Below are 26,573 nucleotides of genomic sequence, written 5' to 3' on the forward strand. Positions count from 1 at the left end.
AAAGATGGAGAAGAAGATGAGAGGATTGCTATTGTTCATAGCAATCGTAATGTTGCTGCTGACAGCGTGTTCAGAAAAAGAGGAGGCGGAGGAAACGATACCCGTCCTAAAAGAGGAACAATCAACCGTTGAAGGAGAGCTTGTTACGCAGTATCAGTCACCGTTCACGGGGGTTTTGTCGGAAGAGGAAAATACCCGCCGCCCGGTACTTGCTACGATTAACAATCATCCGCTTGCAAGGCCGCAATCTGGCATAAGTGACGCAGATATCGTCTACGAACTTGCGGCGGAAGGCGATATCACAAGACTTTTGGCGGTATTCCAAAGTGAATTGCCTGATGAAATCGGTCCCATCCGCAGTGCGAGAGATTATTTCATCCACATTGCAAAAGGGCTTGATGCGTTCTATGTCGCGCATGGCTATAGCCCTGACGCCAAACAACTACTAGAAAATCGTTTCGTTGATAATGTGAACGGCATGCAATATGACGGAACATTATTCCAGCGTTCCAAGGAACGGAAAGCACCGCATAATTCCTATATATCAGAAGATAATGTGCTCGCGGCAATGGAGCAAACAAGTTCACCGATGGAAATGTCCGTAATTCCAGCATTTTCTTTCCATGAATCCATTGAAAGTGTTAAAATAGGGGATATTGCATCCATGCTTGTCGTCCGTTATGGTACTGATCCAGACTTCACGAGCACTTATTCCTATGATGGTGAAAAAGGGACATACAATAGAATGGTAAATGGCATATTGACAGTCGATAAATCCGGCGAAAAACCAGTTGAGCTGTCCAATATACTTGTATTTGAAGCTGCCCACCGTACAATCGATAACGTCGGCAGACAAGCTGTGGACATTGAGTCAGGCGGCAATGGGATACTGTTCCAGGCAGGAATTGCCAAAGAAATTGAGTGGGAAAATAGTGACGGAATCCTGACGCCGATGGAAAACGGTGTTCCGGCCAAACTCGTCCCGGGTAAAACGTGGATCCATGTTGTTTCAACTAAACCAGGAATGGAAACGTCTGCCACATATACCCCTTAAGGAATTCATTCAGAGAGAGGGAGACATATGCAAATCGATAAAATCCGTGGTCATCAGACGGATCAGCTATTTAAAGCGCTGCTCGAATTAAAAGACCTCGATGAATGCTATGAATTTTTTGATGACATCAGTACGATCAGTGAATTGCAGTCACTCGCGCAACGGCTCGAAGTGGCACAAATGCTTATGAAGAAGAAGACATACGATAAGATACAAAGCGAGACCGGTGCCAGTACAGCGACAATCTCCAGGATTCGCCGCTGTGTCGATTACGGTTCAGGCGGATACGGAAAAGTGCTGGGGCGTCTGCAGGCCCGTGAAAAAGAAGAGGAAGCCGAAACTAAATAAGTTTTTATCACACCTATTGATTAACTAAAAATAACCGGTAAACAACTTAATCACACACTGGGCAAAACGTGTATTGTTGCTTTTGGATCGCTTTGAATTGAACGACTTCTATACAAGTACCGAGATGTATTGATAAGTAGGGTGTTTGTTCATCCGGCGCTCTCCAGAGATACTGTTACAAGAAGTGCCGAAGCTTTTCGGGACGAAAGAATAGCTGGCTTCTTACTTGGAGAGAGGCGGTCAAAGATACAATTTTGACCGCTCAAGCCTTCTTTATAGTATCCCTATTTTTATTTTAAGGAAGTGTTACTTTCTTATAAAGCATCACAAAGTTTTTGCTGAAAGTAAGCAAAGAACGCAATGTACAACGTGCCAGAGTGCCCGAAATTGCATCTTCGGGCACTTACACTCATTATAGAAAGTCATCTATTCTTTTCTTTCAAAGCAACTGCATTTTTCACTTGAATATTGTAGGAACGCGACAGGCAATAATTCACAACAGGATTACTGAAAAGGGTGTGGCTGGAAGTGACGGAGTCACTTCCAGCCACACTTGCCCCCGGTAGGGAGGAATGAACTGCAATTCCTCCTTGGTGTCGTGATTATTTCGCCGAAAGCGGGCCGGAAATAGTCCGGTGAAAATGGAGCCTCTTAAAGCGGGAGGCATCGTGTAGTGCCGAAGCGTATTTGAAAGAATTCTTTATTTCAATATATATAAAACTCCAGGCGTCAGACGCTTTCAGGTAAAACCGGACAGAGAAAGAATCTGTCCGGTTTTTTTGGTATACTAGAGGAACGTACATTATAAGATTGGGTGGTATGAAATGGATTTCACTACATGGCGTCATGCCTTTAAATTAGATCCTGAAAAAACGGTGACTGATGAACAATTAGAACTGCTCGCCGAGTCAGGAACAGATGGGATTATCGTCGGTGGCACGGATGGGGTTACGATCGATAACGTACTCGATTTACTTGTCCGGATCAGAAGGTATTCCGTTCCGGTTGCACTTGAAATATCGACGGTTGAATCAGTGACACCCGGCTTCGATTATTATTTCATACCGACAGTTCTGAACTCGACAAAAGTCGAGTGGATCAATGGGCTTCACCATTCCGCACTTCGTGAATATGGTCATATGATGGACTGGGATGAAATCCTGACGGAAGGCTATTGTATTATGAACCCTGCTTGCAAAGCGGCGAAATTGACCGGCGTGGCAGAAGTTCCGAACGAAGAGGATGTGATTGCTTATGCCCGCATGGCGGAACATCTCTTCAAATTACCGATTTTTTACTTGGAATACAGCGGCATGTACGGCAATCCTGAAATTGTTAAAGCAGCATCCCGCGTACTTGAAAACACACGCCTTATTTACGGTGGCGGCATCAAAAAAGTCGAAGATGCCAAAGAAATGGCGCAAATCGCGGATACAATCGTCGTCGGTAACGTCATTTATGAAAATTTGAAAGCAGCACTGGCAACTGTCGATGCGGTGAAATCGGTTTCCCGCTAAGACTAATCTGTGTATAATAAAGAACAAATGTTCCGAAAGGACGGTAGTTAATGAATAAAATAGCAGAAGATTTACTTACAGGGATGAATCCGGAACAAGCCCGCGCAGTGAAGAAGACGGAAGGTGCGCTTCTTATAATGGCAGGTGCCGGCTCCGGAAAAACACGAGTCCTGACACATCGGATTGCCTATCTTGTCGTTGAGAAAAACATTTACCCTTCCAATATTCTGGCGATCACTTTTACGAACAAAGCAGCCCGTGAAATGCGTGAACGTATCGATGGATTGCTTGGTGCCGGCACAGGTGAGCGGATGTGGGTTTCCACCTTCCACTCGATGTGTGTCCGGATTTTGCGACGCAATATTGACCGGATCGGTATTTCAACATCATTTTCAATTCTTGATTCGGCCGATCAATTGTCGGTCATTAAAAGCGTGTTGAAATCGTTGAACCTCGATGCGAAACAATATGAACCGCGCTCAATGCTGAATGCGATCAGCTCGGCAAAAAACGAATGCATCGATGCTGAAACATTCCGCAGTCAAATCAACGCCCACAATCCGTACGAAAAAACGATTGCGGACGTCTACGATGGCTATGCAAAACGGCTGCGCCAAAACCAATCGCTCGATTTCGACGATCTGATAATGATGACGCTCGTCCTATTCGAACGAGTACCGGATGTCTTAGAATTTTATCAAAACAAATTTCAATATATTCATGTCGATGAGTATCAAGACACCAATAACGCCCAGTACAGACTTGTTAATATGCTGGCGGAAAAGTTTAAGAACTTATGTGTTGTCGGAGACTCCGATCAGTCCATCTACAGATGGCGCGGCGCAGATATCGGCAATATCCTGTCATTTGAAAAAGACTATAAAAATGCTGAAATGATCATGCTTGAGCAAAACTATCGTTCGACGAAACGCATCCTGCAAGCGGCAAATGACGTCATAACAAATAACAAAAGCCGCTATGATAAAAAACTTCGCACAGATAATGATGAAGGCGAATCGATTTACGTGTACAAGGCGAGCGACGAAAAAGATGAATCTCAATTCGTCGTCGGTAAAATCGTTGAATTGAAAGAGCAGGAGAAATTGAAGCTCGACCAGTTTGCGGTTTTATACCGTACGAACGCCCAGTCACGTGTTATTGAGGAATATCTTGTGAAATCGAATCTCGATTACACAATCGTCGGCGGCACGAAGTTCTATGAACGGAAAGAAATTAAGGACTTGCTTGCTTATTTGAAACTCATTTCCAACAATGATGATGATCTTGCGCTCGCCCGGATCATCAATGAACCAAAGCGCAGCATCGGTGCTACTTCATTCGATAAAATGGCACGCTTTGCAATTGATCATGATCGCTCGATTTTCGATGCCTTGCAAGAAGTTGACTTTATGGGAATTACGGCAAGGGCCGCAAACGAAGTCGCCAAGTTCCGCGACCTCATTACAGGATTCACACGAATGCAGGAATACCTGTCAGTAACCGAACTTGTGGAGCAAGTGCTCGATAAATCGGGCTACCGTGAAATGTTGAAGCGTGAAAAAACGATTGAATCGGAAAGCCGTCTGGAAAATATCGAAGAGTTCCTGTCCGTAACGGAAGCTTTTGAAAAAAGGGCGGAAGAAGATACTGGCGACAAATCATTAGTCGCCTTCCTGACAGATCTTGCACTCATTGCGGACATCGATTCGCTTGATAAAGAGGAGAACAAATCTACAGAGAAAATCGTTCTCATGACGATGCATGCAGCAAAAGGTCTTGAATTCCCCGTTGTCTTCATCATTGGAATGGAAGAAAACGTCTTCCCTCATTCCCGTTCGATGGGCGACGATGAAGAGATGGAGGAAGAAAGGCGTCTTGCCTATGTAGGCATCACACGAGCAGAGCAAAAACTCTACCTTTCCTCCGCGTCATACCGAACTCTTTATGGCCGTGCAAGTTATAACAGCCCTTCGCGGTTCATCGCTGAAATTTCTGAAGATATTACGGAGACACTCTCGGAGAAATCCGGATTCTCCATCGGCGGCGGATCTGCTGGACGTAATGCTACGCCCGTTCGGTCAGCCGTCAAAAAGCCCGTATACAAAACTAGTGGCGGAGACAAGATGGGATGGAAGCCGGGCGACAAAGCAGTTCACAAAAAGTGGGGAACCGGTATGGTCGTCAGTGTGAAAGGGACAGGCGAGGAAGTGGAATTGGACATTGCCTTTCCGGAACCGGTCGGCATCAAGCGGCTTCTTGCAGTATTCGCACCAATTGAAAAAGCATGATAAATAAGTTGAAGTATTGAAACCATTGTATAAATTTAGCGAAGGCGCCTTTCAGAATCAGTTTTCTGACACCGGGTAGCCGCAGCGGTTCAATGGAATTCATCATGTCAACTTGTATATATGAAGGAGAGGAAAACTAGATGGATCGTGTCGGACTTGAAAAACGGGTGGAAGAATTGAATACCCTGCTTCATGAGTATGGTCATGCTTATTATGTGCTCGATAAACCGTTGACGACTGACGCAGTCTACGACCAATATATGCAGGAGCTTTTGTCGATTGAAGCGGAAAATCCCGACCTCATCTATCCCGATTCACCTTCACAGCGGGTAGGCGGGGAAATATTGAAGGGGTTCGGAAAAGTCGTCCACGAGTTTCCGATGCTCAGTCTCTCCAATGCGTTCAATGATGAGGAGTTAAGAGAATTTGACAGACGTGTTAAGGCAGCTGCCGGGCACGACGTTTCCTATATTTGTGAACTGAAGATCGACGGGCTTGCCATCTCGCTCAGATATGTCGACGGCAGATTTGTACAAGGATCTACACGTGGAGACGGTACAGTCGGAGAAGATATCACGGCAAGTTTGAAGACGATCAGGACAATCCCACTTCGATTAAAAGAACCCGTTTCAATTGAGGTACGGGGTGAGGCGTATATGCCGAAGAAATCGTTCGTGAAATTGAATGCGGCGCGCGACGAAGCTGGTGAAGAGCCATTCGCAAACCCGCGTAACGCCGCAGCGGGCTCACTCCGCCAGCTTGACCCGAAAATTGCAGCGAGCCGGAATTTGGCGATTTTTGTTTACGGAATCGGCGGAGATGGCAGTGTGTACGGCCAAGATGCACATTCGGATTCACTTGATTATCTGGATGTACTTGGATTTGAAACGAATAAGGAAAGACAGCAATGTAACACGATAGATGAAGTGATCGACTATATTGGAAAATGGGTTGAAATCCGTTCCGATCTTGATTATGAAATCGATGGGATCGTCGTGAAAGTCGACAACTTCGAAGACCAGGAACAGCTTGGCTTTACCGCAAGAAGCCCGAGGTGGGCAACCGCATACAAGTTTCCGGCAGAAGAAGTCGTAACTACTTTGCTCGATATCGAACTGAGTGTCGGAAGAACGGGCGTCGTCACTCCAACAGCGATTCTTGAACCGGTTCGGGTTGCCGGCTCAACAGTCGGACGTGCGTCTCTGCATAACGAAGACCTTATTAAAGAAAAAGATATCCGAATCGGCGACACGGTCATCATCCGCAAAGCCGGCGATATCATTCCGGAGGTAGTCGCACCGATTCTTGAAAAACGTACAGGTGATGAAGTACCTTTCGACATGCCTAATAACTGTCCTGAATGTGATTCTGAACTCATCCGAATTGAAGGGGAAGTGGCACTTCGTTGTGTTAATCCGCAATGTCCCGCACAAATGAAAGAGGCAATCATCCACTTCGTGTCCCGTAATGCGATGAATATCGAAGGGATCGGTGAACGGGTGGTCGATCAATTATACCGGGCGGATCTAGTTCAAGATGTTTCGGATCTATACACGTTGACGAGAGAGCAGTTGCTGGAACTCGAACGGATGGGTGAAAAATCCGTATCAAATCTTTTAGCTGCAATTGAGACATCCAAATCCAATTCGCTAGAAAAAATGCTCTTTGGTCTCGGCATTCGTCATGTAGGTGAAAAGGCGGCGGCAATCCTTGCGGAGGAGTTCGGTACACTGTCGGAATTGATGGCAGCGGATGCGGAACGGCTTATCACCATCCATGAAATTGGGGACAAGGTGGCCGATTCACTTACGACTTACTTCAGCAACGAGGAAGTTCTTGAAGTACTACGGAAGCTGGAATCTTACGGAGTGAATACAACCTTTACAGGACGCAGACGGCAAGACGTACCGACAGATGGACTATTCGCGGGAAAGACGATCGTATTGACGGGGAAATTATCCATTTTAACCCGAGGCGAAGCGAAAGAGAAAATCGAAGCGCTTGGTGGGAAAGTGAGCGGCAGCGTAAGTAAAAAGACAGATCTCGTTATTGCTGGGGAAGATGCCGGCTCGAAATTGGCAAAAGCTGAAGAACTTGAAATCGCTGTGTGGAATGAAGCAGAGCTGATTGAAGCGCTCGGCGAAAAGGAGTAATTAGTATGAAAAGATTATTTGTAATACCCGGACTCGCAACTATTCTTCTGCTAGGGGGATGCGTTCCCTCACTCGGAACAGAGAAAGAGGAAGTCATCCAGGAGAATGAAGAAAGCATCGAAGAGACTGTCATAATACCAGATGTACAATTGAAAGATGAATTTTACAAGACACTTATTCCATTCAAGAAGAGTGCAAGCCGCGGTCTCATCGTCAGCAATCTATACACCAAGTACGATATGCAGGAAGCGGAAGAAGGACTATTACGCATCTCAACCCAGCACTTTGACCCTGAAAACCATTTCTTCCAAGAAGGGCAGCATATCGACAAGGAGACAGCACGTTCCTGGTTATCCAGAAGTTCAGCCGATAAAGCCGGTTTGAATCCGCCCATCAAGAAAGGCATGAGCGAGGATAAAGCCTCGGAAGAAGCGCCAAATTATTTGGCCCATATTGTCGAACAGAATTATCTTGTTATGACAGATGAAAACAAGGTCCGTCTCGCTGGGATTTCAGTTGGTCTTGCACTAAATTCCATCAGCTATTCAAGAAGTGGAAAACAGACCAAAATACCGGATAATGTAATCGAACAGCAAGGTATGAAAGCGGCTGAAGAAATCGTGAAGCGACTACGCGCGCAGGAAGGGCTTGCGGATATTCCGATTGTTGTGGGACTGTTTAAACAAGAAAGCCGCAACTCCATCGTGCCGGGCACATATTTTGCGAAAGCGGTCGCTGGAAAAGGGCAGTCGGCACCGGCAGGATGGAAAGAGGTTGTTGAAAAGTATGTGGTGTTCCCCGCGTCTTCAAGTACAGGGGAATATAGGGATATGAATACGACATTTGATAACTTCAAACAGGATATTGATGCGTATTTTCCTAGTTTCGTGAACGTGATTGGGACAGGGTTTTATAAAGATGGCAATTTAAAATCACTGGAAATCGAAATGCCGATTCAGTTCTTTGGGACAAGTGAAATGATCGGTTTTACACAGTTTATGACGGGGCTCATCATTAAGTTTTTCCCGAATGTGCATACTGAAGTGAGTATAACGTCCGTCAACGGACCGGAAGCGCTAATTGTGAAAGAAGCCGGGGATGAAGAGCCGTTTGTTCATATTTATGGCTATTAAACACGCCATAACTTTTCATCATTATAGGAAGATGATATGATTAATCGTACAATTCAAAGATGAGGAGGAGAAAAAATGACACAACTGACGATAAATGAAGTAAAACGTCATGCTGGTCTTGCAAGACTTGCTATGACGGACGCTGAGGCCGAAATGTTCGCCGGTCAACTTGATGACATCATCGGGTTTGCCAATGTACTCCAAGAAGTGGACACGGACCAGATTGCTCCGATGACACACCCACTGCCGCTATACAATGTATTGCGTAAAGATATTCCAACAGACGCGCTTGACAGGGAAGAAATGTTGGAGAGCGTGAAAGAACACGAAGCAGGACAAATCAAAGTGCCGACTATCATTTGATGAATGGATTTAAGGAGGAAGAAAAATGACGTTATTTGAAAAGACGGCAACAGAGCTTCAGTCGCTATTACATAATCGGGAAATATCTGTCAAAGAACTGACAGAAGAGTCACTAGCCCGCATTGAAAAGATGGATGGAAAAGTACAAGCTTTCCTTTCAACAAATGGAGAACAGGCACTTGCTAAAGCGGAAGAGTTGGACAAGCAGCCATTGGAAGGACGCGGACCTCTATTCGGGTTACCGATCGGATTGAAAGATAACATTGTCACAAAAGGGATCGTCACGACGGCTGCAAGTAAGATGCTCGAAGATTTCGTTCCCGTCTATGATGCGACAGTTGTTGATAAAATCAACGAAGCTGGACTGGTGACAATCGGGAAACTGAACATGGACGAATTTGGGATGGGATCGACGACAGAGAGGTCTGCGTTCCAAACAACACATAATCCATGGAATCTCGACTATGTTCCAGGCGGCTCGTCAGGTGGTTCTGCAGCAGCGGTGGCAGCTGGAGAAGTGGCATTCGCACTTGGTTCAGATACAGGCGGTTCTGTCCGCCAGCCTGCAGCGTTTTGCGGAGTTGTCGGCATGAAGCCGACATACGGCCGCGTATCACGCTCAGGTCTTGTTGCATTCGCGTCCTCGATGGATCAAATCGGTCCGATTACACGCAATGTTGAAGACAATGCTTTGCTCCTTAGTGCGATTGCAGGCTTAGATCCAAAAGATTCATCCACATCGCCGCAGGCAGTGCCTGATTTCAGAGCCGCGCTCACGGGCGACATTAAAGGTCTGAAAATCGGTGTACCGGCTGAGTATTTAGGGGAAGGCATATCTCCGGAAGCGAGAAATGCAGTGATGGAAGCATTGAAAGTTCTTGAATCACTCGGTGCTGAATGGGAAGAAGTTTCACTTCCGCACTCGAAGTATGCTTCACCTGTGTACTATGCAATATCTTCATCTGAAGCATCATCGAACCTTGCGCGTTTTGACGGCATTCGCTACGGTTATCGTGCTGAAGGTGTCAAAAATCTAGAAGAGCTATATTCACGTTCCCGGTCCGAAGGTTTCGGAGATGAAGTGAAAAAACGTATTTTGTTCGGTATGTATACGCTGGGAGCGGCTCATCACGAAGATTTATATGTGAAATCACAAAAAGTACGTACACTAATTGCACAAGACTTTGCAACTCTTTTTGAAAAATACGATGTAATCATCGGACCATCTTCTGCAACAACAGCTTATAAAATCGGCGGGAAAATTCACGATCCGTTGGCGTTGTATGCAAACGATGTATTAACTGTTCCGATTAACCTTGCAGGTATACCTGCGATTTCAGTTCCATGCGGATTTTCGGACGGGCTTCCTCTAGGACTTCAAATCATCGGGAAACATTACGATGAAGCGACACTGTATAAAGTGGCGCATGCTTATGAACAAGCGACTGATTTCCATACACAGACTCCAGTCATATGGGAGGGGAAATAATAATGAACTTCGAAACAGTAGTCGGACTTGAAGTCCACGTTGAACTTAAAACCGATTCAAAAATCATGTCACCGGCCCATGCCCATTTCGGTGCCGAGCCAAACATGAACATCCACGTTATCGACTTGGCTTATCCAGGTGTGTTACCGGTGATGAACGAACGCGCGGTTGATTTCGGTATGAAAGCTGCAATGGCTCTTAACTGTGAAATTGCGCCAGTCACTAATTTCGACCGCAAGCATTACTTCTATCCCGATAATCCGAAAGCGTACCAAATTTCCCAAGATGACCGGCCAATCGGTGCAAACGGCTGGGTCGAAATCGAAGTTGAAGGCAAGAAGAAAAAAATTCGTATTGAACGCGTCCACCTTGAGGAAGATGCGGGGAAATTGACACATACCGATGAAGGGCATTCACTTGTCGACTTGAACAGACAAGGGACACCACTTATTGAAATTGTGACAGAAGCGGATGTCCGGTCTCCGGAAGAAGCCTATGCATTCCTTGAAAAGCTGAAAGCAATTATTCAATATACAGGTGTTTCCGACGTTCGCATGGAAGAAGGATCCCTCCGTTGTGATGCTAATATTTCCATCCGTCCGTTCGGACAAGAGCAATTCGGCACGAAAACCGAATTGAAGAACTTGAACTCATTCAACTTCGTTCGCAGAGGAATTGCATATGAAGTGGAACGTCAAGAAAAAGTTTTGTTATCCGGCGGAAAAATTGATCAGGAAACACGTCGTTACGATGAAGCAACAGGTAAAACTCTTCTTATGCGTGTGAAAGGTCCGGCGAATGATTATCGCTTTATCCCTGAACCCGACCTGACAGATATTCATATCGATGAAGCATGGATTGAACGGGTCCGTGCTGAAATACCTGAACTGCCCGACGCTCGTAAAGAACGTTATATAAATGAGCTCGATCTACCTGTTTACGATGCAATGGTTTTAACATTGACAAAAGATATGTCCGATTTCTTCGAGGCAACAGTTGCGGCCGGAGCGGATGCGAAGCTTGCTTCCAACTGGCTCATGGGTGAGGTTTCCGGCTATCTGAATGCAGAGTCGAAAGAACTTGATGCTACGGCATTAACGCCTGAAGGGCTTGCAAGCATGATTAAGCTGATAGCAGATGGAACGATTTCGTCCAAGATTGCGAAAAAAGTATTCAAGGAATTAATCGAAAACGGTGGAGACGCAGCTGTCATCGTCAAAGAAAAAGGACTTGTCCAAATTTCCGACGAAGGCACGCTCCGTACAATCGTCACAGAAACACTGGATGCAAATGAACAATCGATCGAGGACTATAAAAACGGGAAAGAGCGTGCGGTTGGCTTCCTCGTTGGTCAAATTATGAAAGCGACGAAAGGGCAAGCAAACCCGCCTCTTGTCAATAAAATCCTTCTCGAGGAAATCGCGAAGCGATAAAAAGGAGACGCTCTGTCAAGGACGATAACAAGTCTCGCGACAGGGCGTCTTTTTCTAATCTCGTAATTTGATTCGTGAGAAGGGACGACGTACAATTAAAGAAAAGGAGTGTGGATGATTTTGAAAACGGAAAAAGACTATTTTGATGAAGCCATTTCACTCGAACAATATATGGACAAGATGGAAAAGAATAAAGAAGAAAGCATCCGTATTTATGAACAATTTGAAGTGCCAGCGGACGATGAATTCATCGAACTGTTGAAGGAAAAGAAGCCGGATATCCTGGTCATTACGGAAGATTGGTGCGGAGACGCAATGATGAACAATCCAGTTCTGCGGAGAATCGCGGAAGCTGCGAATCTTGACGTCCGTACAGCATATCGGGATGCAGATACAGATTTGATCGACAAACATCTCACAAATGGAGGAAGATCGATTCCCGTTTATTTGCTGCTAGACGAAAACGGGGAAGTCGAAGCAAAATGGGGACCACGGGCGGCTTCTATCCAGGAATACGTTCTGGGACTGCGTAAAGACTTGCCAGCGGCGGATGCACCGGGATACAAAGAGAAACAAAAGGAATTCATTGAAAGGATTACAGCAGAATATACTTCTAAGCCGGAACTTTGGCTAACGGTGTACGATGACATCCGTAAAACATTCCTTCCGGTATTGCAGAAACAATCATGAGCGCGTAAAACATCTTAGATTCTAGAGGTATATGCAACCAGCCAGGCTGATGTTGCGTCTAATTAACGGAACAATTTTGAAACTCAACACAAAAACATATGTACGAATAGAGGGAATTTCGGTTGAAACGAGCAAGAATCATATATAATCCGACGTCGGGACGGGAAGCATTTCGTAAACATCTCGGTGAAGTTCTTGAGAAACTTGAAATAGCTGGTTATGAAACATCTTGCCACGCAACAACACGTGAAGGGGATGCGACAGAAGCGGCTAAACGTGCCGTGGAATCCGGTTTTGACCTGATAATCGCTTCTGGCGGAGATGGCACGCTGAACGAAGTGATCGGGGGCGTAAGTCTATTCGAGCAACGCCCTAAAGTCGGACTTATTCCGACAGGGACGACGAATGACTTTGCACGTGCACTGCGTATTCCTCGTGATATTAATGAAGCGGTGGATATTATTATCCGCGGAGAAACGATACCTGTCGATGTCGGTTTGATGAACGACCGCCATTTCATTAATATTGCAGGAGGCGGCAGGCTGACAGAATTGACGTATGATGTACCGAGTAAGTTGAAAACGGTACTTGGGCAACTCGCTTATTATTTAAAGGGCATTGAAATGTTACCATCCATTCACTCCACCCATCTTAAGATAGAATATGACGGCGAAGTGTTTGAAGATGAAGCGATGATGTTCCTTGTAGGGTTGACGAATTCAGTCGGTGGCTTTGAAAAGCTTGCTCCGGATTCGAGCATCAATGACGGTAAATTCACGCTGCTCATTCTGAAGAAATGCAATATTGCGGAATTCATCCGGGTTGTTTCACTCGCACTTAGAGGTGAGCATCTTGACGACCCGCTTGTCATTTCCACCAAAGCGGAAAAGATCAAAGTGACATCAACTGAAAAGGTCCTGCTGAACCTGGATGGTGAATACGGCGGCGTATTGCCGGCAACGTTCGAAAATCTATACAGGCATATCGAAATGTTTGCACCTGTGGATGAATTACGGAAAGAGGATCGGATAGGTTTGACGGATTCTTCTGAAAGGTAATTCCGAGTTGGGATTAAGTATTTAACAGATTGGACAAAATAAGCTGTAAGGATGCTGAATCTGGACATCCTTACAGCTTATTTTTTAAATGAATTCGATTGCTTGGTCTTGGTTGGCAGCAAGTTCCGGCAGTTTATCGACCGGAATCCAGCGATGGCAGAACGTCATGCCGTTGTCTTGTCCATCGCTTTTCACGTGATGTTCCCATCTGTCATGTTCTCTACCGATGAATGCGAGATGGAATATATTGCGTTCATACACGACCCCCCTATTGGCGGGGAAATAGTTTGTCTTATTCACTTTTCCCTTCAACTCAAGTTCTTCACGTCGAATGCCTGTTTCTTCTTCAATTTCACGGTATAAGGCATCGATGAGTAGCTCGTCATCTTCGATTGTACCGCCGGGAACTTGCAAACCGGCATCCGGATTGTCCTTATGCTCGAACACAAGGATTTCACGTTTAGCATCTTCTCCTTTTGTAATATAAGCTAATACCTTTCTTTTCAATTCCATTGTGCTCACCTCACTTTAGTTTAGTTTATTAATAATACATAAAATTCAAATTGTTTGCAAGTGGTTACTTTACTACTATTCACAAATAGTTCATGTAAATCGTATAGAATCGTAACTATTGGATGGTATTGAGGGTATAGAATAGAATCATGATGTTTTATGAAAGGACGTGCTGCAATTGTATAAAATACATGAAAAACGTCTAATGTGGCTTGCATTCATTATTGCAGGAATTATGCTATTATCAATCGTTGGCAAAATTTTCGGAAGCTAAAGGAGGGCACGAGGATGGGTAATGAAGAAGCAGTCTTTTTCTCACGGGTTTTGACTGAAACAACCTTATCATTTCACATTATTTACGCTACAATCGGCGTCGGCGTTCCGCTGATGATCATGATTGCACAATGGGTCGGTATAAAGAAAAATGATGAACACTATATTTTACTTGCAAGACGATGGGCACGCGGTTTCATCATTACAGTTGCAGTAGGTGTCGTAACGGGAACCGCAATCGGTTTACAGCTTTCCCTGTTATGGCCGAATTTCATGGAGCTTGCCGGAAATGTCATTGCTCTACCGCTATTCATGGAAACCTTTGCATTCTTTTTTGAAGCGATATTCCTTGGTATTTACTTATATACATGGGACCGATTTGAAAATCAGAAGAAGCATTTCCTTTTACTCATTCCAGTAGCGATCGGAGCATCCTTCTCCGCAGTGTTCATTACAATCGTCAATGCATTTATGAATGCACCGCGGGGGTTTGATATCGCTAATGGCGAACTAATTAACATCAATCCGCTTCTCGCGATGTTCAATCCTGCGATGCCGACGAAAGTGGCTCACGTTGTCGTCACGGCATATATGACGGCTGCGTTTGTGCTTGCAGCGATTGCAGCATTCCGACTGTTGAAAGGATCGAATCACATATACCATAAAAAAGCGCTTTATCTTACGATGAAAGTCGGTCTTGTCTTTGCAATTGCAGCCGCGATCATCGGTGATTTCTCAGGGAAATACTTGGCGGAGTACCAGCCTGAAAAACTAGCTGCCGCGGAATGGCATCTGGAGACAAGTGAAAATGCACCACTTATCATGTACGGAATACTAAAGGATGGAGAAGTGAAGTATGCCATCGAGATCCCGTTTGCACTGTCATTTCTTGCACATAGCAGTTTTACGCAGGAAGTGATTGGGCTGGATCAATTCCCGGAGGATGAAATCCCACCCCTATACATTCATTATCTATTCGATATCATGATAACGATAGGAGTATGGATGATCCTTCTTTCAGCAGTGTTCTGGATCGGCATGAAGCGTAGCTGGAAAATGGTTTCTACAAAATGGTTCCGCTGGCTGATCGTACTTGGCGGTCCGTTATCAATGATAGCGATTGAAGCAGGCTGGTGGCTTGCTGAAGTCGGAAGACAGCCGTGGATTCTAAGGGGTCTTATGCGAACGCAGGACGCAGCCACAACGAGCGGACATGTGGACACGATGCTTATCCTATTCTGTCTGCTGTATCTTGTACTCGGCATCGGAAGTATCGTCGTACTCAGGAAAATGTTCCGCAACAATCCGGTAGAGCGAGAAATTGAGGATCGGGATTCGGAGAAAGGCGGCGATCTGCTATGACACTTGAAATACTCGGAATATCCGTATTATGGACGTTCCTGTTCGGTTATATTCTAATCGGTGCCATTGACTTCGGGGCAGGTTTTTTCAATGCCTACAGCTTAATCACTGGCCGTCAGCGGATTTTAACGAACATCATCCAGCGTTATTTATCACCGGTCTGGGAAGTGACAAACGTTTTCCTAGTGTTCTTCTTTGTAGGAATCATTGGATTTTTCCCGAAAACAGCATTTTATTATGGAACGACGCTGTTGGTCCCTGTCAGCATCGGGATTATTCTGCTCGCAATCCGTGGTTCTTATTATGCATTTGAAACATATGGAGCGCGCGGACATAAAGGCTATTCATTCATGTATGGTCTGGCCGGAATACTCATTCCAGCTTCGCTTTCCATTGTTCTGACGATTTCGGAAGGCGGCTTCATCGACATGGTGGACGGTAATCCTGTGCTCGATTATTGGAGATTGTTCACAAGTCCGTTGACGTGGGCGATCGTCGTGCTTAGCATAGCCGCAACGCTTTATATATCCGCCGTATTCCTGACCTGGTATGCAAATAAAGCGCATGATACAGACGCGACGAATCTACTTCGGAAATATGCGCTCATCTGGGCATTACCGACAATCATCACAGCGGGTGGCATCATTTTTGAACTGAGAAATCACAATCCGGAACATTACAGTCATATCCAGTCATTCTGGCCGATGTTCCTCCTGTCATTCATCATGTTCGTCGGAACGGTTTGGCTGCTGTGGAAACGCAGTAAATACGGGCTCGCTTTCATGTTGTTGGTGGGGCAGTTCGCATTTGCCTTCTTCGGTTACGGCGCGTCTCATTATCCATATTTGCTGTATCCATACTTGACGATTTACGACAGCTTCACGAACCCGGCCATGGCCATCTCGCTCATTGTGGTGTTCATCATGGGACTTGGGCTTCTGATTCCGTCATTGTACTTGCTCATGCGACTATTCCTGTTCGATAAAGACTACGTCCGCGGAAAAGGCGATTACCACGCATAAGGAGGAACGCTACATGACTCACTTTCTAATGTTTTACGCACCCTTCATCGTCCTTATCGGGGGACTCGTCGCTGCATTTGTCATTGCACCGATGGACGGGGCAGTAAATAAACAAATTGAAGATGATAAGTAAGAGGAGGGCAGACGTCTTTGTGGCGTCTGTTTTTTTTGTTGTAGTGATCATTCATAACGGTATAGACCGACCATATAAGTTAGTGAAGCGACCATATTCAAGTGCAGACCGACCATATAAGTTAATGAACCAATCAAACCAAATTCGCTCTCACGCCATCAAGTACACCCATTCACTAACAGATCCCATCTCAGCGTCTGTTTTTTCACCCATAGCGTGGTAAACTATAGTCATCAGAAATTTGGAGGAAAAAATAATGTCTTTTAGTGTAAATAGAAATGATAAAATGAATGTGTTTATAGAAGATTTAACGCATGATGGCTCGGGTGTAGCGAAAGTGGATGGCTATCCGCTTTTCATTCCAGGTGCCCTGCCAGGAGAAGAGGTTGACATACAAGTAGGAAAGACGTTGAAAAACTATGGTTTTGCCCGGTTGCTAAATATAACGAAAGCTTCGCCTGACCGTGTTGACCCGCCATGCCATGTATTCTGGGAATGTGGCGGATGCCAGATGCAACACTTGTCATATGAAGGACAACTTGTACAAAAACGTAAAACGGTCCGTGATGTTTTGGACCGAATTGGAAAGCTGCCGCATGTACCTGTACATCCGGTGAAAGGAATGGATAATCCATGGCGTTACCGCAATAAATCACAAATACCATTCGGTGAGCGGGATGGCAAAGTCGTTTCCGGCTTTTATAGATCCCGTACACATCACATCGTCGACACAGACGTCTGCATCATCCAAAGTGACGAGGCGGATGACTTAATGGCTATGTTGAAGCACGAATTGCACGCACTAGGCTTGGATACTTACGATGAAAAGACGAACCTGGGGATGCTGCGGCACTTAATTGTCCGCAAAGGACGTGCGACAGGCGAAATAATGGTCGTTTTAGTGACGCGTAAAAAGAAATTTACGCAAAAAGACGCAGTAATAGAACTTATTAAACGGATTGTGCCAAATGTAACGTCCATTATGCAAAACGTGAACGCTGAGAAAACGAACGTCATTTTCGGTGATGAAACAATTTTACTGCACGGAAAACCGGTCATCGTCGATTCAATAGGCGACATCGATTTTGAAATATCCGCCCGTTCCTTCTATCAAGTGAATCCGGAACAAACGGAAGTACTTTACGGGCAGGCGCTCGACTACGCACAACTGACGGGAGACGAATCCGTCATCGATGCCTATTGCGGAATAGGAACAATTTCCTTATTCATCGCACAAAAAGCCAAAGAGGTTTATGGCGTTGAAATTGTCCCGCAAGCTATCGAAGATGCAAAACGCAATGCAGAATTAAACGGTATCGACAATGCCTATTTCGAAGCAGGTCCTGCTGAAGTCATCATCCCGAAATGGTATGCAAACGGCAAGCGATTCGACGTGTTAGTCGTCGATCCGCCCCGCAAAGGTTGCGACGAAGAATTATTGAAAACAATATTGGAATACAAACCTAAACGTGTAGTCTATGTATCGTGTAACCCAGGTACGCTTGCGCGGGACTTGCGGATTCTAGAAGACGGCGGCTATCGCACACAGGAAGTGCAGCCGGTGGATATGTTCCCGCATTCAAGTCATGTTGAGTGTGTGGCTTGGTTGGAGATTTAATTGTAGATACAAAATAAACTCTTGCACTGTAAAATAAAGTCCTATGCCGTTTTGCCCTCTTACCTCATCAATTCCTGGATTCGTGTTCCTTTTCGAATAAAAATCATTAGTATAAATCGAAAAAAGCGGTCAAAACATGAACGAAAATGTGTGAAAATGAGAGATAGGTATCGTGACTTTTTTAAAAACGACAATAATTAATAAACTTATCCAGTCTATCCGTATAACCTTGTAAAATTTAGAGTTGCAAAGAATAGAAATAAATGTATAAAGATGGTGCTAGTTATGAAAGTTGAAATCGGAAATAAAAGTATTGACTTTGATGTTCAGTATGGAAATAGGAAGAATTTATCCATTCATATAGATTCGTTTGGTTTCATAACTGTTAAAGCTCCCAAAGACACAAGTAAAGAAATTATTGTCAGTGTAATGGAGAGTAAAGGAAAAAGGATACTGGAGAAAATACATGAAATAGAAGTAGCTCGAGAAATCCCAAAGGCAAGAGAGTATCACGCCCAAGGGAAGTTCTTATACCTCGGGAAAGAGTGTTTTCTTCATGAATTAATAGATAGTAGTGGGTTAAATGAAGAGGCACTTAAAAGAAATCTCAAGAAGTTCTATATCAATAGCTGTAGGACAATTGTGGGAGAACGGATAAAAGTATTTCAAAAACAACTGAAAGTGAAGCCCAAGATTATTGAAATAGTAGAGTCTAAAGCCAAGTGGGGTAGTTGTAGTTCGGATAAAAAGCTAACCTTTAATTATCGTCTGGCGATGGCACCAATTGAAGTTATCGATTATGTGATAATTCATGAACTATGTCATTTAATTCACATGAATCATGATCGATCATTTTGGAGACGTGTTGGAAGTATTATGCCGAATTATAAAGAGAAGGAAGAGTATTTGGCTAGGAACGGGCATTTAATGTCACTTTAAAAATGCGGTTACAATTGGAAAAGAAATATAAAAGGGAATTTTTCAGGTGTAATACTTTAAAATGTTAATACTCTCTTCGATTTTGGGTGCTTTTCTAAATCTAACCTGCCCTTTTCTTCTTCAAGTGACAGGTAGTTTAATTGAATAATGGTATAAACAATGTCATCATTTTAGGCTTTTATTCATACTATATTTTGGGGTGAAAAAATGCCAAGAGTGAAATACCGAGATTCAGACGTTGACTTAATGGCAAGGATGATGAGAGCAGAAGCCGAAGGTGAAGGTAAACAAGGAATGTTATACGTGGGAAATGTAATTGTAAACCGTCTTGTGGCGGATTGTTTGGACTTCAGAGATGTAAGATCCATTGAACAAGTCATTTTTCAAGTACAAGGTGGAAATTATTCTTTTGAGGCTGTTCAAAAAGGTAATTTATTTTATGAAAGAGCGAGACCTGTTGAAAAGAGATTAGCAAAACAAACTTTGGATTACTGGAGAGACCACCCAGGGAAATATGCTCTTTGGTACTTTAATCCATATGCTCCATGCCCTCCAACATGGTACGATCAACCTTTTTCTGGTCAATTTAAAAATCATTGTTATTATGAACCAATAGCTGGAACATGTGAAAGTGTTTATATCGGTTAGGTTGTCTGGTAACTATTATTAATACCGGAGTTTTTTGCGATTTTTCCTTTTTAGTGTTTTGAATAGAACATTTTTAGTCGGAGGTACTGGTTGCCAACAAAACACGTTCCATTCAGTTATTGAATGAGACGTGTTATTTTTATTGTTTTATTATGGAAAGGGGAAATCAAAACTAAAATTTGTAGAAACAAGCTGTATGCCTACCCGAAAGCCAATGTCAATTTATCTGAGCAAACATTGTGAAGATTAGTCGTTCATAAATCGTTGGATTAGAACACTTATTAAAAGCGTAAAGAGGAAATAGAAAAAATTAATTAATTGGAGACGTCAGAATCGCACTAGATGCTTCTATTAATAATCGACGGAATATTGAGTTAATGGTGAAGATAATGTCTTGCAAATAGTGGGGTTTAGGTTAAAATAGAACTAACAAAGTCGCTTTCAACTAACGGACAGGTTAGTTGCACAAGAATTTATGGAAGTCTATTTTGAATGTAAAGAAAGGAGGGATAAATGTGGTTGAAATTTCAAGTGATATTAAAAAAATAGAAATAAAAAGTAAAATGAATCAGTTGTTTGAGGACCAAAAAAATAATCACCTTCATGTCCTGTATAAGTATAATGGAATAGAAAATTACATTATACAGATTTTGAATTACATTGAAGAAGGCATTGCAGCGGGAGATTACGTGATTCTCATTGAGAATTCTCGTCTATATCCTATTATTCAAAAAGAACTGAGCACCCGTTTATCGAAAGATCAAATGGAGTTCATACACTATGTAAATAGCCTCGAATTCTATTGGTCAAGTGGCAGTTATCATCCTCCTTCAATCGCTGAGTATTTTAGTAAAACAGTTCAGCCCTATGTGGAAAATAAAATTTCTTTCCGAGCGTGGGCACATGTCGAGTGGGCCACTATGAAAGAGCCGCTGCATCTCATAGAAGATTTAGAGAAAATAGTAGACGAAGCTGTAAATCAACTGTCATTTCAACTAATTTGTGCGTACGAAGGAAATAAAATGCCAGACTACCTCAAAACGATTTTGATGGAAACACACCCTTATGTGCTACTAGAAGACGATTTCATCGTCTCGAACCAATATCAGTCATAGTAGGCAGTGAAATAAAACACGCTTAGGAGATTTTCCTTAGCGTGTTTTATTTTACCGCTGCAAGGTTTTTTTATTGAACTAATGGGTGCTTTAATTGAACAATAGTAATGCCTTTTCTTCTTAAAGTAACGAAACAGGTTAGTTGAAGAATCGAGTATTTGTGCCTAACAATATGTGCAACTTAATACAGTAATACCATGATTCTAAGCATTGTAAGCGACTGTAATAGAAGGCATTGTAAAATAGTATTTTCTTACCACCAGTTAAAGAACCAAGTGCCAACATGTATTATGTGAATAACATGCATGACACTCATGTGCGTAGACGACAGTTATGCTGACAAATGGTAGTTTGTTATAGGATAATGGTAATGTAGTTGAAGGTCAAAATATTATGGCGAAACTCTAAAAAGAAGGAAGTGCTAAACGATGAATTTGGAAACGGTCATGCTAGAGCTTGAAGCCCTTGGCAAGGAACGAACTAAAAAAATGTACATATCAAATGGTGCGCATGAGCCGCTTTTTGGCGCAGCTACAGGCGCTATGAAACCAATCGCTAGGAAAATAAAAATAAATCACCGGTTAGCTGAAGAGCTTTATGCCACAGGGAACTACGATGCAATGTACTTTGCAGGCATTATTGCAGACCCAAAAGCCATGACTGAGTCGGATTATGATCGCTGGATGGATGCGGCGTATTTTTATATGCTGTCCGATTATGTAGTGGCTGTAACTTTATCAGAGTCAGATATTGCACAAGAAGTTGCTGATAAATGGATCGCAAGCGGTGAAGAGCTGAGAATGTCAGCGGGCTGGAGTTGCTACTGTTGGCTTTTGGGGAATCGACTAGACGTTGAATTTTCAGAAAGCAAGATATCCAGCATGCTTGATGTAGTGAAAAATACGATTCACGATTCGCCAGAACGAACGAAATCCGCTATGAATAATTTTATAAACACCGTGGGGATTTCATATTTGCCGCTCCATGAAAAGGCAGTCGAGACAGCAAAGGCAATAGGTACAGTAGAAGTCAAACGGGACAAGAAAAAAAGCAGTCTCTTAAATTCTTACGAAAGTATTCAAAAAGAAGTCGATAGAGGAAAGCTTGGTTTTAAACGCAAGTATGTAAGATGTTAAGAGTAGTCCGACATCGCGAAACGATTTGCAATTATCGAGGACATCTATCCAATAAGGATTTATCGCTATTATTGTTGAAATTCTAAAACTAACGGGGCTGGTTTGTTGAAGACTAGATTTGGTAATACTGAATAAAGTATTATGATAAATTATGATAGGTTATTGAAAAACGGCGTGAAGTTTACTATAGAGCCGACAGAAAAGGGCGAATTCACAATAGCTGTCTTCGACGATCCATGCGGAAATCTTATTCAGATAATACAGAAGTAACTTTATGTATAACCCTGTCCTAATTTTAGGACGGGGTTATACGTGTTTGATGTTTAAATATAAGTTTGTTCATACTATCTTCACGACACATGTGAAGTGTATGGGTTGGTTGGAGATTTGAAATGAAGTATTGAGTAGCTGGTGAAGAATCGAATTCAACTTGATTCTTCCCTTTTTGATGGGGTGATTTAGGCAAATAAGACCACCATCACCAATCCTCATGGACTCGAAATATGATATTACAAGTTGCATTTCCTGAAAGGCTCGCAATAGCTAATGTAACTGGATTGGTCCCATTCAATACAGTATCGACCGGAAAACTTTGCTGTGCTGCGTGTTGTCCTCCTTTAACAAACCCGCTCATAAGTTTCATGCCGGTTGAGGAATTAATTGCGGTGGCAGAAACATCCGATTGACAGCATGTTTCTGATGAAGGGGTATCGCTAATATTTCCAAAGGACGCTCCAGTAAGTGTAGAACCATATCTTAATTGCCATCTTAAGTCGGTGCTTGCAAGGATATCGAAGCTGCTGATTTGTACATTGACCGAGTTATTTCGATTTGAGCCATCAGGAAAAATGGCTTTTCGTCGGAAGCTGATGGTTGGAACAAAGGCACCGGCTCCTACTGTCATATTTAAACGGCTTTCTGAGGTGATTCTATTCGTTGGTACAGTTGGACCGAGAACAGCATAAAATCTTCCCCGAACGTCTGTGGAAAATGAACCGCCAGATCCTCCGTTTTCGACACGTACACGAATTACCTGGTTTGGATCAGAAAGTAAAACTGCGTTAGTACCTTGGGTTTGACGGTGGCATACGACGATTTGTTGGAAATTTAAAGTGTTCACAAATACAATACGGAACTAAATGATTCCATACTCATAGCCAAATCGTATTTGATACATTTTCCCTGCTGCTGTATCAAGTGAAAGTTTACTTGGCCCTGGCCCATTTAGTTGATCCTCATTCCATGAAGACTGATAAATCTTGAATAATTCGACGCCGCTGTTGAGAACCGCGATAAAAATACCCGTAGAGTCTTGACCAAAGTAGGCTCCATTCGTTCCATCAAAATACCCCCAGGTGGCTTTTGGGTTCCGGTCGGGGCCACGGGAACACGGATGGAAACACCAGCCTCGAATGAATTTCCTGGAAATAACTTTCCACGTTCAGCCGTATCTAAGATTGCTGAAGCATTTGAAGCAGGGCTCGTTGATAATTGATAGAACCCTTGTGTATTGGTAACTGTTCCGCTGCCTAGGGTGGAAATGACATCTCTTAATGCCGAAATGCCATAGTTGGATGTATAGTTGAAAAGCGGAGTCGCTTCAGCGGTTTGTAAACGATCAAACATGGAATTTAATGTTGGGGAAATCCCTGTTAAATTAATTACAGGCCAAATGAAGTCTGCCATGAGTGAATCCTCCTCGGTAAAAAAATAAGTCTATAAACATGTTTATTCCATTGCCATTCATTAAAGAATCGAAAAATACATTAGGTACAGTAATGTGAACAGTCAGGTGCTGTTATTATGTAGTGTCTATAATTGTATAGGTGACTGTCACCTTATGTTTACGGTTCAGAAGCGGGCTTGTCCTCTTGAGACTTACTGTCACAAAGCGGTGGCGATGCCGTTTATCCTTTTTTATTTAAGCAAGTAGAAAGGCACCTTGTCCCGAAACAAAACGATATTGTTTCAGAACAAGGTACCTTTTCATTACCAAAAAAATGCTGAAGCTAGTACTATCCCGGCAATCGCGCCTAGTGCAATCCCTACTCCAAACCTTCCATATCCACCATATCCGCCAAATCCATACCCATATCCGCCAAGACTTCCAGTGGGGCGAATCCATACCATATTCCTGCTTGTTCTAGTAATCTCTCCTGTATGAACACGGCCATCACGACAAGTAATTCTTACATTTTTCCCATGATATCTGCAGCAAAGATTATAAAAATCAGATTGAGACATTTTTATCCTCCTTTACAACTTATTCACATGTATACAAGCATGTACTGGTAGCATATGATGCAAATACTATTCCGTAATAGATAAACGTCTAGACCCATACATATTTGTATGTAATTAAGGCCTCAAGCTGTATTGGAATCGGCGGGGAAAAATAAATTATAAAAGGATGAGAAACTCGTCAGTCGTCCAAACGCAAATATGGCTCCATGAATTTTTTAACGCGTGTGTAGATCAATCGGGTAAAAGTCCTTATGTTCTTCAATGTGAAGTACTATGTGTACCACTAGTGAAGTTATTTCCTGGAATAAGCCCGGAAGAATTGCAATATGAACTTCTAAATTATGGATTATTTAATCCTATTGAATGGACGGATATAGAAAACCAAGTAGAAACAATGGAAACACAACACATTTGGCAAATTGTTGAGCGGGAATATCAGCTTTTAAAAGAGTTATGGCAAGGTCCAGAGGTACCAATCTATATTTTTCCGCTTACTCAAATGAACCCTGGAAAGAGTAAGCAAATACCTACTAAAAACGGTGTGGCGTATAAAGTGGGATTGTTTATATTTTTGTCTGAGGGCCTTCCAGTAGGAGAGATAAAGGCCTTATTAGCACATGAATACAACCATATTTGCCGTTTAAACTACTTAGGGTTAGAAACTTATAAAATATCTTTAAAGGACTCACTTATTATTGAAGGTTTTGGGGAGTTTGCAGTCAAAGAATTATACGGTGAAAAGTGGCTAGCGCCGTGGACAAATCTTTATTCATTCAAAGATTCAATCAAAGTGTGGAATAAATACTTTATTCCCAAATTGAATTTGATAGGGTCCGAAAATCATCAAATCTATTTATACGGCAAAGCCCGTGGCCATTTACCTAAATGGATTGGATATTATATAGGTTATCAGATTGTTGATTCCTACCAAAAGAAGCACGGTCCTTTTAATGAATACGAATTATATCAAAAAACGTCTGATGAACTAATTGCAGGTTCCGACTTTCCGGTTAACAGGTCGTTCTAATATGAAAAAACTTTACCCTTTAAAAAAAACAATCTTTTTCCCAAATGATCGAGTAGGAAAAAGATTGTTTTGAGGTTAAGGTAAACGACATCGAAACGCACGAAAGCCGATAAAATCATAATTTTGAGTAATGAAGCGGTTATGTTCATCCCATAAATCATATAAATCCATGTTTACAATTTCCGATGGATTGATGTCAGTAATTTCACTGTGAATAAATTCAGAAGAAGTATCAATTGTTTCAATATGTGTGAATCCAGCTTGCTGTATCTTCAATTTCCATTCGTCCTCATTTGGAATTTCTTTGATGCCATACAGGCTGCATGCTTTTTTTCGTAACTCTTCTGGTAAGGGTTGTTCAGCCGCCATTTCTATCATAATCATACGGCCGCCGCTCTTTAACACCCTAGAGAGTTCATATAACGTCTTGGAAATGTCAGTGAAAGCAATGACAGACTCGGCTATTAGTAAATCAAAGGAATTATCCAATAGATCCAAGTTCTGCGCATCTCCTGCAATCACTAAAACAGAAGAACCATTAATTTCGAAGCGTTCCTTCGCTTTCATTACCATTACTGGGTGGTTATCTATTGCCGTAACTTGACAGCCGAATCTTTGAGCTAAGAATGCTGCTGTCTGACCAGTTCCGCAACCGACATCCAACACAGCTTCAACTGGTTGAATGGTTTCATCTTCCAATATGGATTTTGTTAAAGAAAATCCACCGGGATGTGCACCGCCAATTCCAAAGTGAGCGACTAAATCAAGATAGTTATTGACCATCAGGTATTCTCCTAGTTATACTACATTTTCAGTTTAGTAACAGCAGCCGTTGTAGCCCTCGTTATAGTCGTTACCAACAAAAGCAGCCCCCACAATGATTAGCAGGATAAATAATACAACGATTAACGCAAAGCCCGCTCCATATCCAACATTACCACCGTTCTCGCATTTTTCAGAAGACATCTGATACCCCCCCTTTTCTTATTGCTATTGATAGAATATGAGCCAGATTGG

General features: G+C 42.9%; 25 protein-coding genes and 2 pseudogenes. 21 read left to right on the plus strand and 6 right to left on the minus strand.

Going from position 1 to position 26,573, the window contains the following annotated elements; translation table 11 throughout:
• Window positions 1-4: 4 nt before the first annotated feature.
• The 11 genes from HDC33_RS15175 (at window position 5) to HDC33_RS15225 (ending at window position 13,526) form a co-directional block, all read left to right on the plus strand.
• Complete coding sequence (locus HDC33_RS15175) at window positions 5-1,054, plus strand: DUF3048 domain-containing protein (protein WP_179393417.1); 1,050 nt, start codon at window positions 5-7, stop codon at window positions 1,052-1,054.
• Window positions 1,055-1,081: 27 nt separating this feature from the next.
• Window positions 1,082-1,402, plus strand: a complete 321-nt coding sequence (locus HDC33_RS15180) for a YerC/YecD family TrpR-related protein (RefSeq protein ID WP_179393418.1) — start codon at window positions 1,082-1,084, stop codon at window positions 1,400-1,402.
• Window positions 1,403-2,226: 824 nt separating this feature from the next.
• Window positions 2,227-2,919 (plus strand): heptaprenylglyceryl phosphate synthase, encoded by a 693-nt coding sequence (gene pcrB, locus HDC33_RS15185; RefSeq protein WP_179393419.1) that lies wholly within the window; start codon window positions 2,227-2,229, stop codon window positions 2,917-2,919.
• 50 nt (window positions 2,920-2,969) lie between these two features.
• Window positions 2,970-5,207, plus strand: a complete 2,238-nt coding sequence (gene pcrA / locus HDC33_RS15190; protein WP_179393420.1) for a DNA helicase PcrA — start codon at window positions 2,970-2,972, stop codon at window positions 5,205-5,207.
• Between the two features lie 140 nt (window positions 5,208-5,347).
• Window positions 5,348-7,360, plus strand: a complete 2,013-nt coding sequence (gene ligA, locus HDC33_RS15195; RefSeq protein WP_179393421.1) for an NAD-dependent DNA ligase LigA — start codon at window positions 5,348-5,350, stop codon at window positions 7,358-7,360.
• Window positions 7,361-7,365: 5 nt separating this feature from the next.
• Window positions 7,366-8,493: a CamS family sex pheromone protein gene (locus HDC33_RS15200; RefSeq protein ID WP_179393422.1), complete on the plus strand. Its 1,128-nt coding sequence runs from the start codon at window positions 7,366-7,368 to the stop codon at window positions 8,491-8,493.
• A 75-nt stretch (window positions 8,494-8,568) separates the two neighbouring features.
• Window positions 8,569-8,856: an Asp-tRNA(Asn)/Glu-tRNA(Gln) amidotransferase subunit GatC gene (gatC, locus tag HDC33_RS15205; RefSeq protein ID WP_179393423.1), complete on the plus strand. Its 288-nt coding sequence runs from the start codon at window positions 8,569-8,571 to the stop codon at window positions 8,854-8,856.
• Between the two features lie 25 nt (window positions 8,857-8,881).
• Window positions 8,882-10,345, plus strand: coding sequence for an Asp-tRNA(Asn)/Glu-tRNA(Gln) amidotransferase subunit GatA (gatA, locus tag HDC33_RS15210; RefSeq protein WP_179393424.1), 1,464 nt, complete (start codon window positions 8,882-8,884; stop codon window positions 10,343-10,345).
• A gap of 2 nt (window positions 10,346-10,347) precedes the next feature.
• Complete coding sequence (gene gatB, locus HDC33_RS15215) at window positions 10,348-11,778, plus strand: Asp-tRNA(Asn)/Glu-tRNA(Gln) amidotransferase subunit GatB (RefSeq protein WP_179393425.1); 1,431 nt, start codon at window positions 10,348-10,350, stop codon at window positions 11,776-11,778.
• 120 nt (window positions 11,779-11,898) lie between these two features.
• Window positions 11,899-12,468 (plus strand): thioredoxin family protein, encoded by a 570-nt coding sequence (locus HDC33_RS15220; protein ID WP_179393426.1) that lies wholly within the window; start codon window positions 11,899-11,901, stop codon window positions 12,466-12,468.
• A 122-nt stretch (window positions 12,469-12,590) separates the two neighbouring features.
• Entirely contained in the window at window positions 12,591-13,526 is a 936-nt protein-coding gene (locus HDC33_RS15225) for a diacylglycerol kinase (protein ID WP_179393427.1), read from the plus strand.
• An 84-nt stretch (window positions 13,527-13,610) separates the two neighbouring features.
• On the opposite strand, the gene HDC33_RS15230 is transcribed toward HDC33_RS15225, so the two are convergent.
• Window positions 13,611-14,039, minus strand: coding sequence for an NUDIX hydrolase (locus HDC33_RS15230; RefSeq protein WP_179393428.1), 429 nt, complete (start codon window positions 14,037-14,039; stop codon window positions 13,611-13,613).
• Between the two features lie 288 nt (window positions 14,040-14,327).
• Between HDC33_RS15230 and HDC33_RS15235 the strand changes: the two genes are divergently transcribed.
• The 9 genes and pseudogenes from HDC33_RS15235 to HDC33_RS15270 all read left to right on the plus strand — a co-directional run.
• Window positions 14,328-15,674: a cytochrome ubiquinol oxidase subunit I gene (locus tag HDC33_RS15235; protein ID WP_179393429.1), complete on the plus strand. Its 1,347-nt coding sequence runs from the start codon at window positions 14,328-14,330 to the stop codon at window positions 15,672-15,674.
• On the plus strand, window positions 15,671-16,696 hold the full coding sequence (locus HDC33_RS15240; RefSeq protein ID WP_179393430.1) for a cytochrome d ubiquinol oxidase subunit II: 1,026 nt from the start codon (window positions 15,671-15,673) through the stop codon (window positions 16,694-16,696). The genes HDC33_RS15235 and HDC33_RS15240 overlap by 4 nt, the downstream gene beginning before the upstream one ends.
• A gap of 13 nt (window positions 16,697-16,709) precedes the next feature.
• A complete protein-coding gene (gene cydS / locus HDC33_RS16900) occupies window positions 16,710-16,829 on the plus strand; it encodes a cytochrome bd oxidase small subunit CydS family protein (protein WP_483315873.1) in 120 nt (39 codons plus the stop codon).
• 256 nt (window positions 16,830-17,085) lie between these two features.
• Window positions 17,086-18,447: a 23S rRNA (uracil(1939)-C(5))-methyltransferase RlmD gene (gene rlmD, locus HDC33_RS15245; protein ID WP_179393431.1), complete on the plus strand. Its 1,362-nt coding sequence runs from the start codon at window positions 17,086-17,088 to the stop codon at window positions 18,445-18,447.
• 285 nt (window positions 18,448-18,732) lie between these two features.
• Window positions 18,733-19,386, plus strand: a complete 654-nt coding sequence (locus HDC33_RS15250; protein ID WP_179393432.1) for a M48 family metallopeptidase — start codon at window positions 18,733-18,735, stop codon at window positions 19,384-19,386.
• A gap of 207 nt (window positions 19,387-19,593) precedes the next feature.
• Window positions 19,594-20,034, plus strand: a complete 441-nt coding sequence (locus HDC33_RS15255) for a cell wall hydrolase (protein WP_179393433.1) — start codon at window positions 19,594-19,596, stop codon at window positions 20,032-20,034.
• 515 nt (window positions 20,035-20,549) lie between these two features.
• Window positions 20,550-21,149: an MEDS domain-containing protein gene (locus HDC33_RS15260; RefSeq protein ID WP_370457489.1), complete on the plus strand. Its 600-nt coding sequence runs from the start codon at window positions 20,550-20,552 to the stop codon at window positions 21,147-21,149.
• Window positions 21,150-21,577: 428 nt separating this feature from the next.
• Complete coding sequence (locus HDC33_RS15265) at window positions 21,578-22,285, plus strand: DNA alkylation repair protein (protein WP_179393434.1); 708 nt, start codon at window positions 21,578-21,580, stop codon at window positions 22,283-22,285.
• Between the two features lie 150 nt (window positions 22,286-22,435).
• Window positions 22,436-22,555: pseudogene (locus HDC33_RS15270) on the plus strand (VOC family protein); the annotation flags it as partial.
• Window positions 22,556-22,763: 208 nt separating this feature from the next.
• Here HDC33_RS15270 and HDC33_RS16680 read toward each other — a convergent pair.
• The 3 genes from HDC33_RS16680 to HDC33_RS15280 form a co-directional block, all read right to left on the minus strand.
• Window positions 22,764-23,189: a hypothetical protein gene (locus HDC33_RS16680; protein WP_255457460.1), complete on the minus strand. Its 426-nt coding sequence runs from the start codon at window positions 23,187-23,189 to the stop codon at window positions 22,764-22,766.
• Between the two features lie 320 nt (window positions 23,190-23,509).
• The gene (locus tag HDC33_RS16685; protein ID WP_255457461.1) at window positions 23,510-23,971 is read right to left on the minus strand and encodes a hypothetical protein; all 462 of its coding nucleotides are present in this window, start codon (window positions 23,969-23,971) and stop codon (window positions 23,510-23,512) included.
• Window positions 23,972-24,274: 303 nt separating this feature from the next.
• Entirely contained in the window at window positions 24,275-24,529 is a 255-nt protein-coding gene (locus HDC33_RS15280) for a hypothetical protein (RefSeq protein ID WP_179393435.1), read from the minus strand.
• Window positions 24,530-24,815: 286 nt separating this feature from the next.
• On the opposite strand from HDC33_RS15280, the gene HDC33_RS15285 reads away from it, so the two are divergent.
• Window positions 24,816-25,556, plus strand: coding sequence for a DUF2268 domain-containing putative Zn-dependent protease (locus tag HDC33_RS15285; RefSeq protein WP_370457490.1), 741 nt, complete (start codon window positions 24,816-24,818; stop codon window positions 25,554-25,556).
• 75 nt (window positions 25,557-25,631) lie between these two features.
• On the opposite strand, the gene HDC33_RS15290 is transcribed toward HDC33_RS15285, so the two are convergent.
• Window positions 25,632-26,339 carry a class I SAM-dependent methyltransferase gene (locus tag HDC33_RS15290; protein WP_179393437.1) on the minus strand — a complete coding sequence of 236 codons (708 nt, stop codon included), beginning with the start codon at window positions 26,337-26,339 and terminating at the stop codon, window positions 25,632-25,634.
• Window positions 26,340-26,414: 75 nt separating this feature from the next.
• A pseudogene (locus HDC33_RS15295) lies at window positions 26,415-26,522 on the minus strand (YjcZ family sporulation protein); the annotation flags it as partial.
• Between the last annotated feature and the right edge of the window lie 51 nt (window positions 26,523-26,573).

The organism is Sporosarcina sp. JAI121, assembly GCF_013408665.1.
GTDB lineage: Bacteria > Bacillota > Bacilli > Bacillales_A > Planococcaceae > Sporosarcina.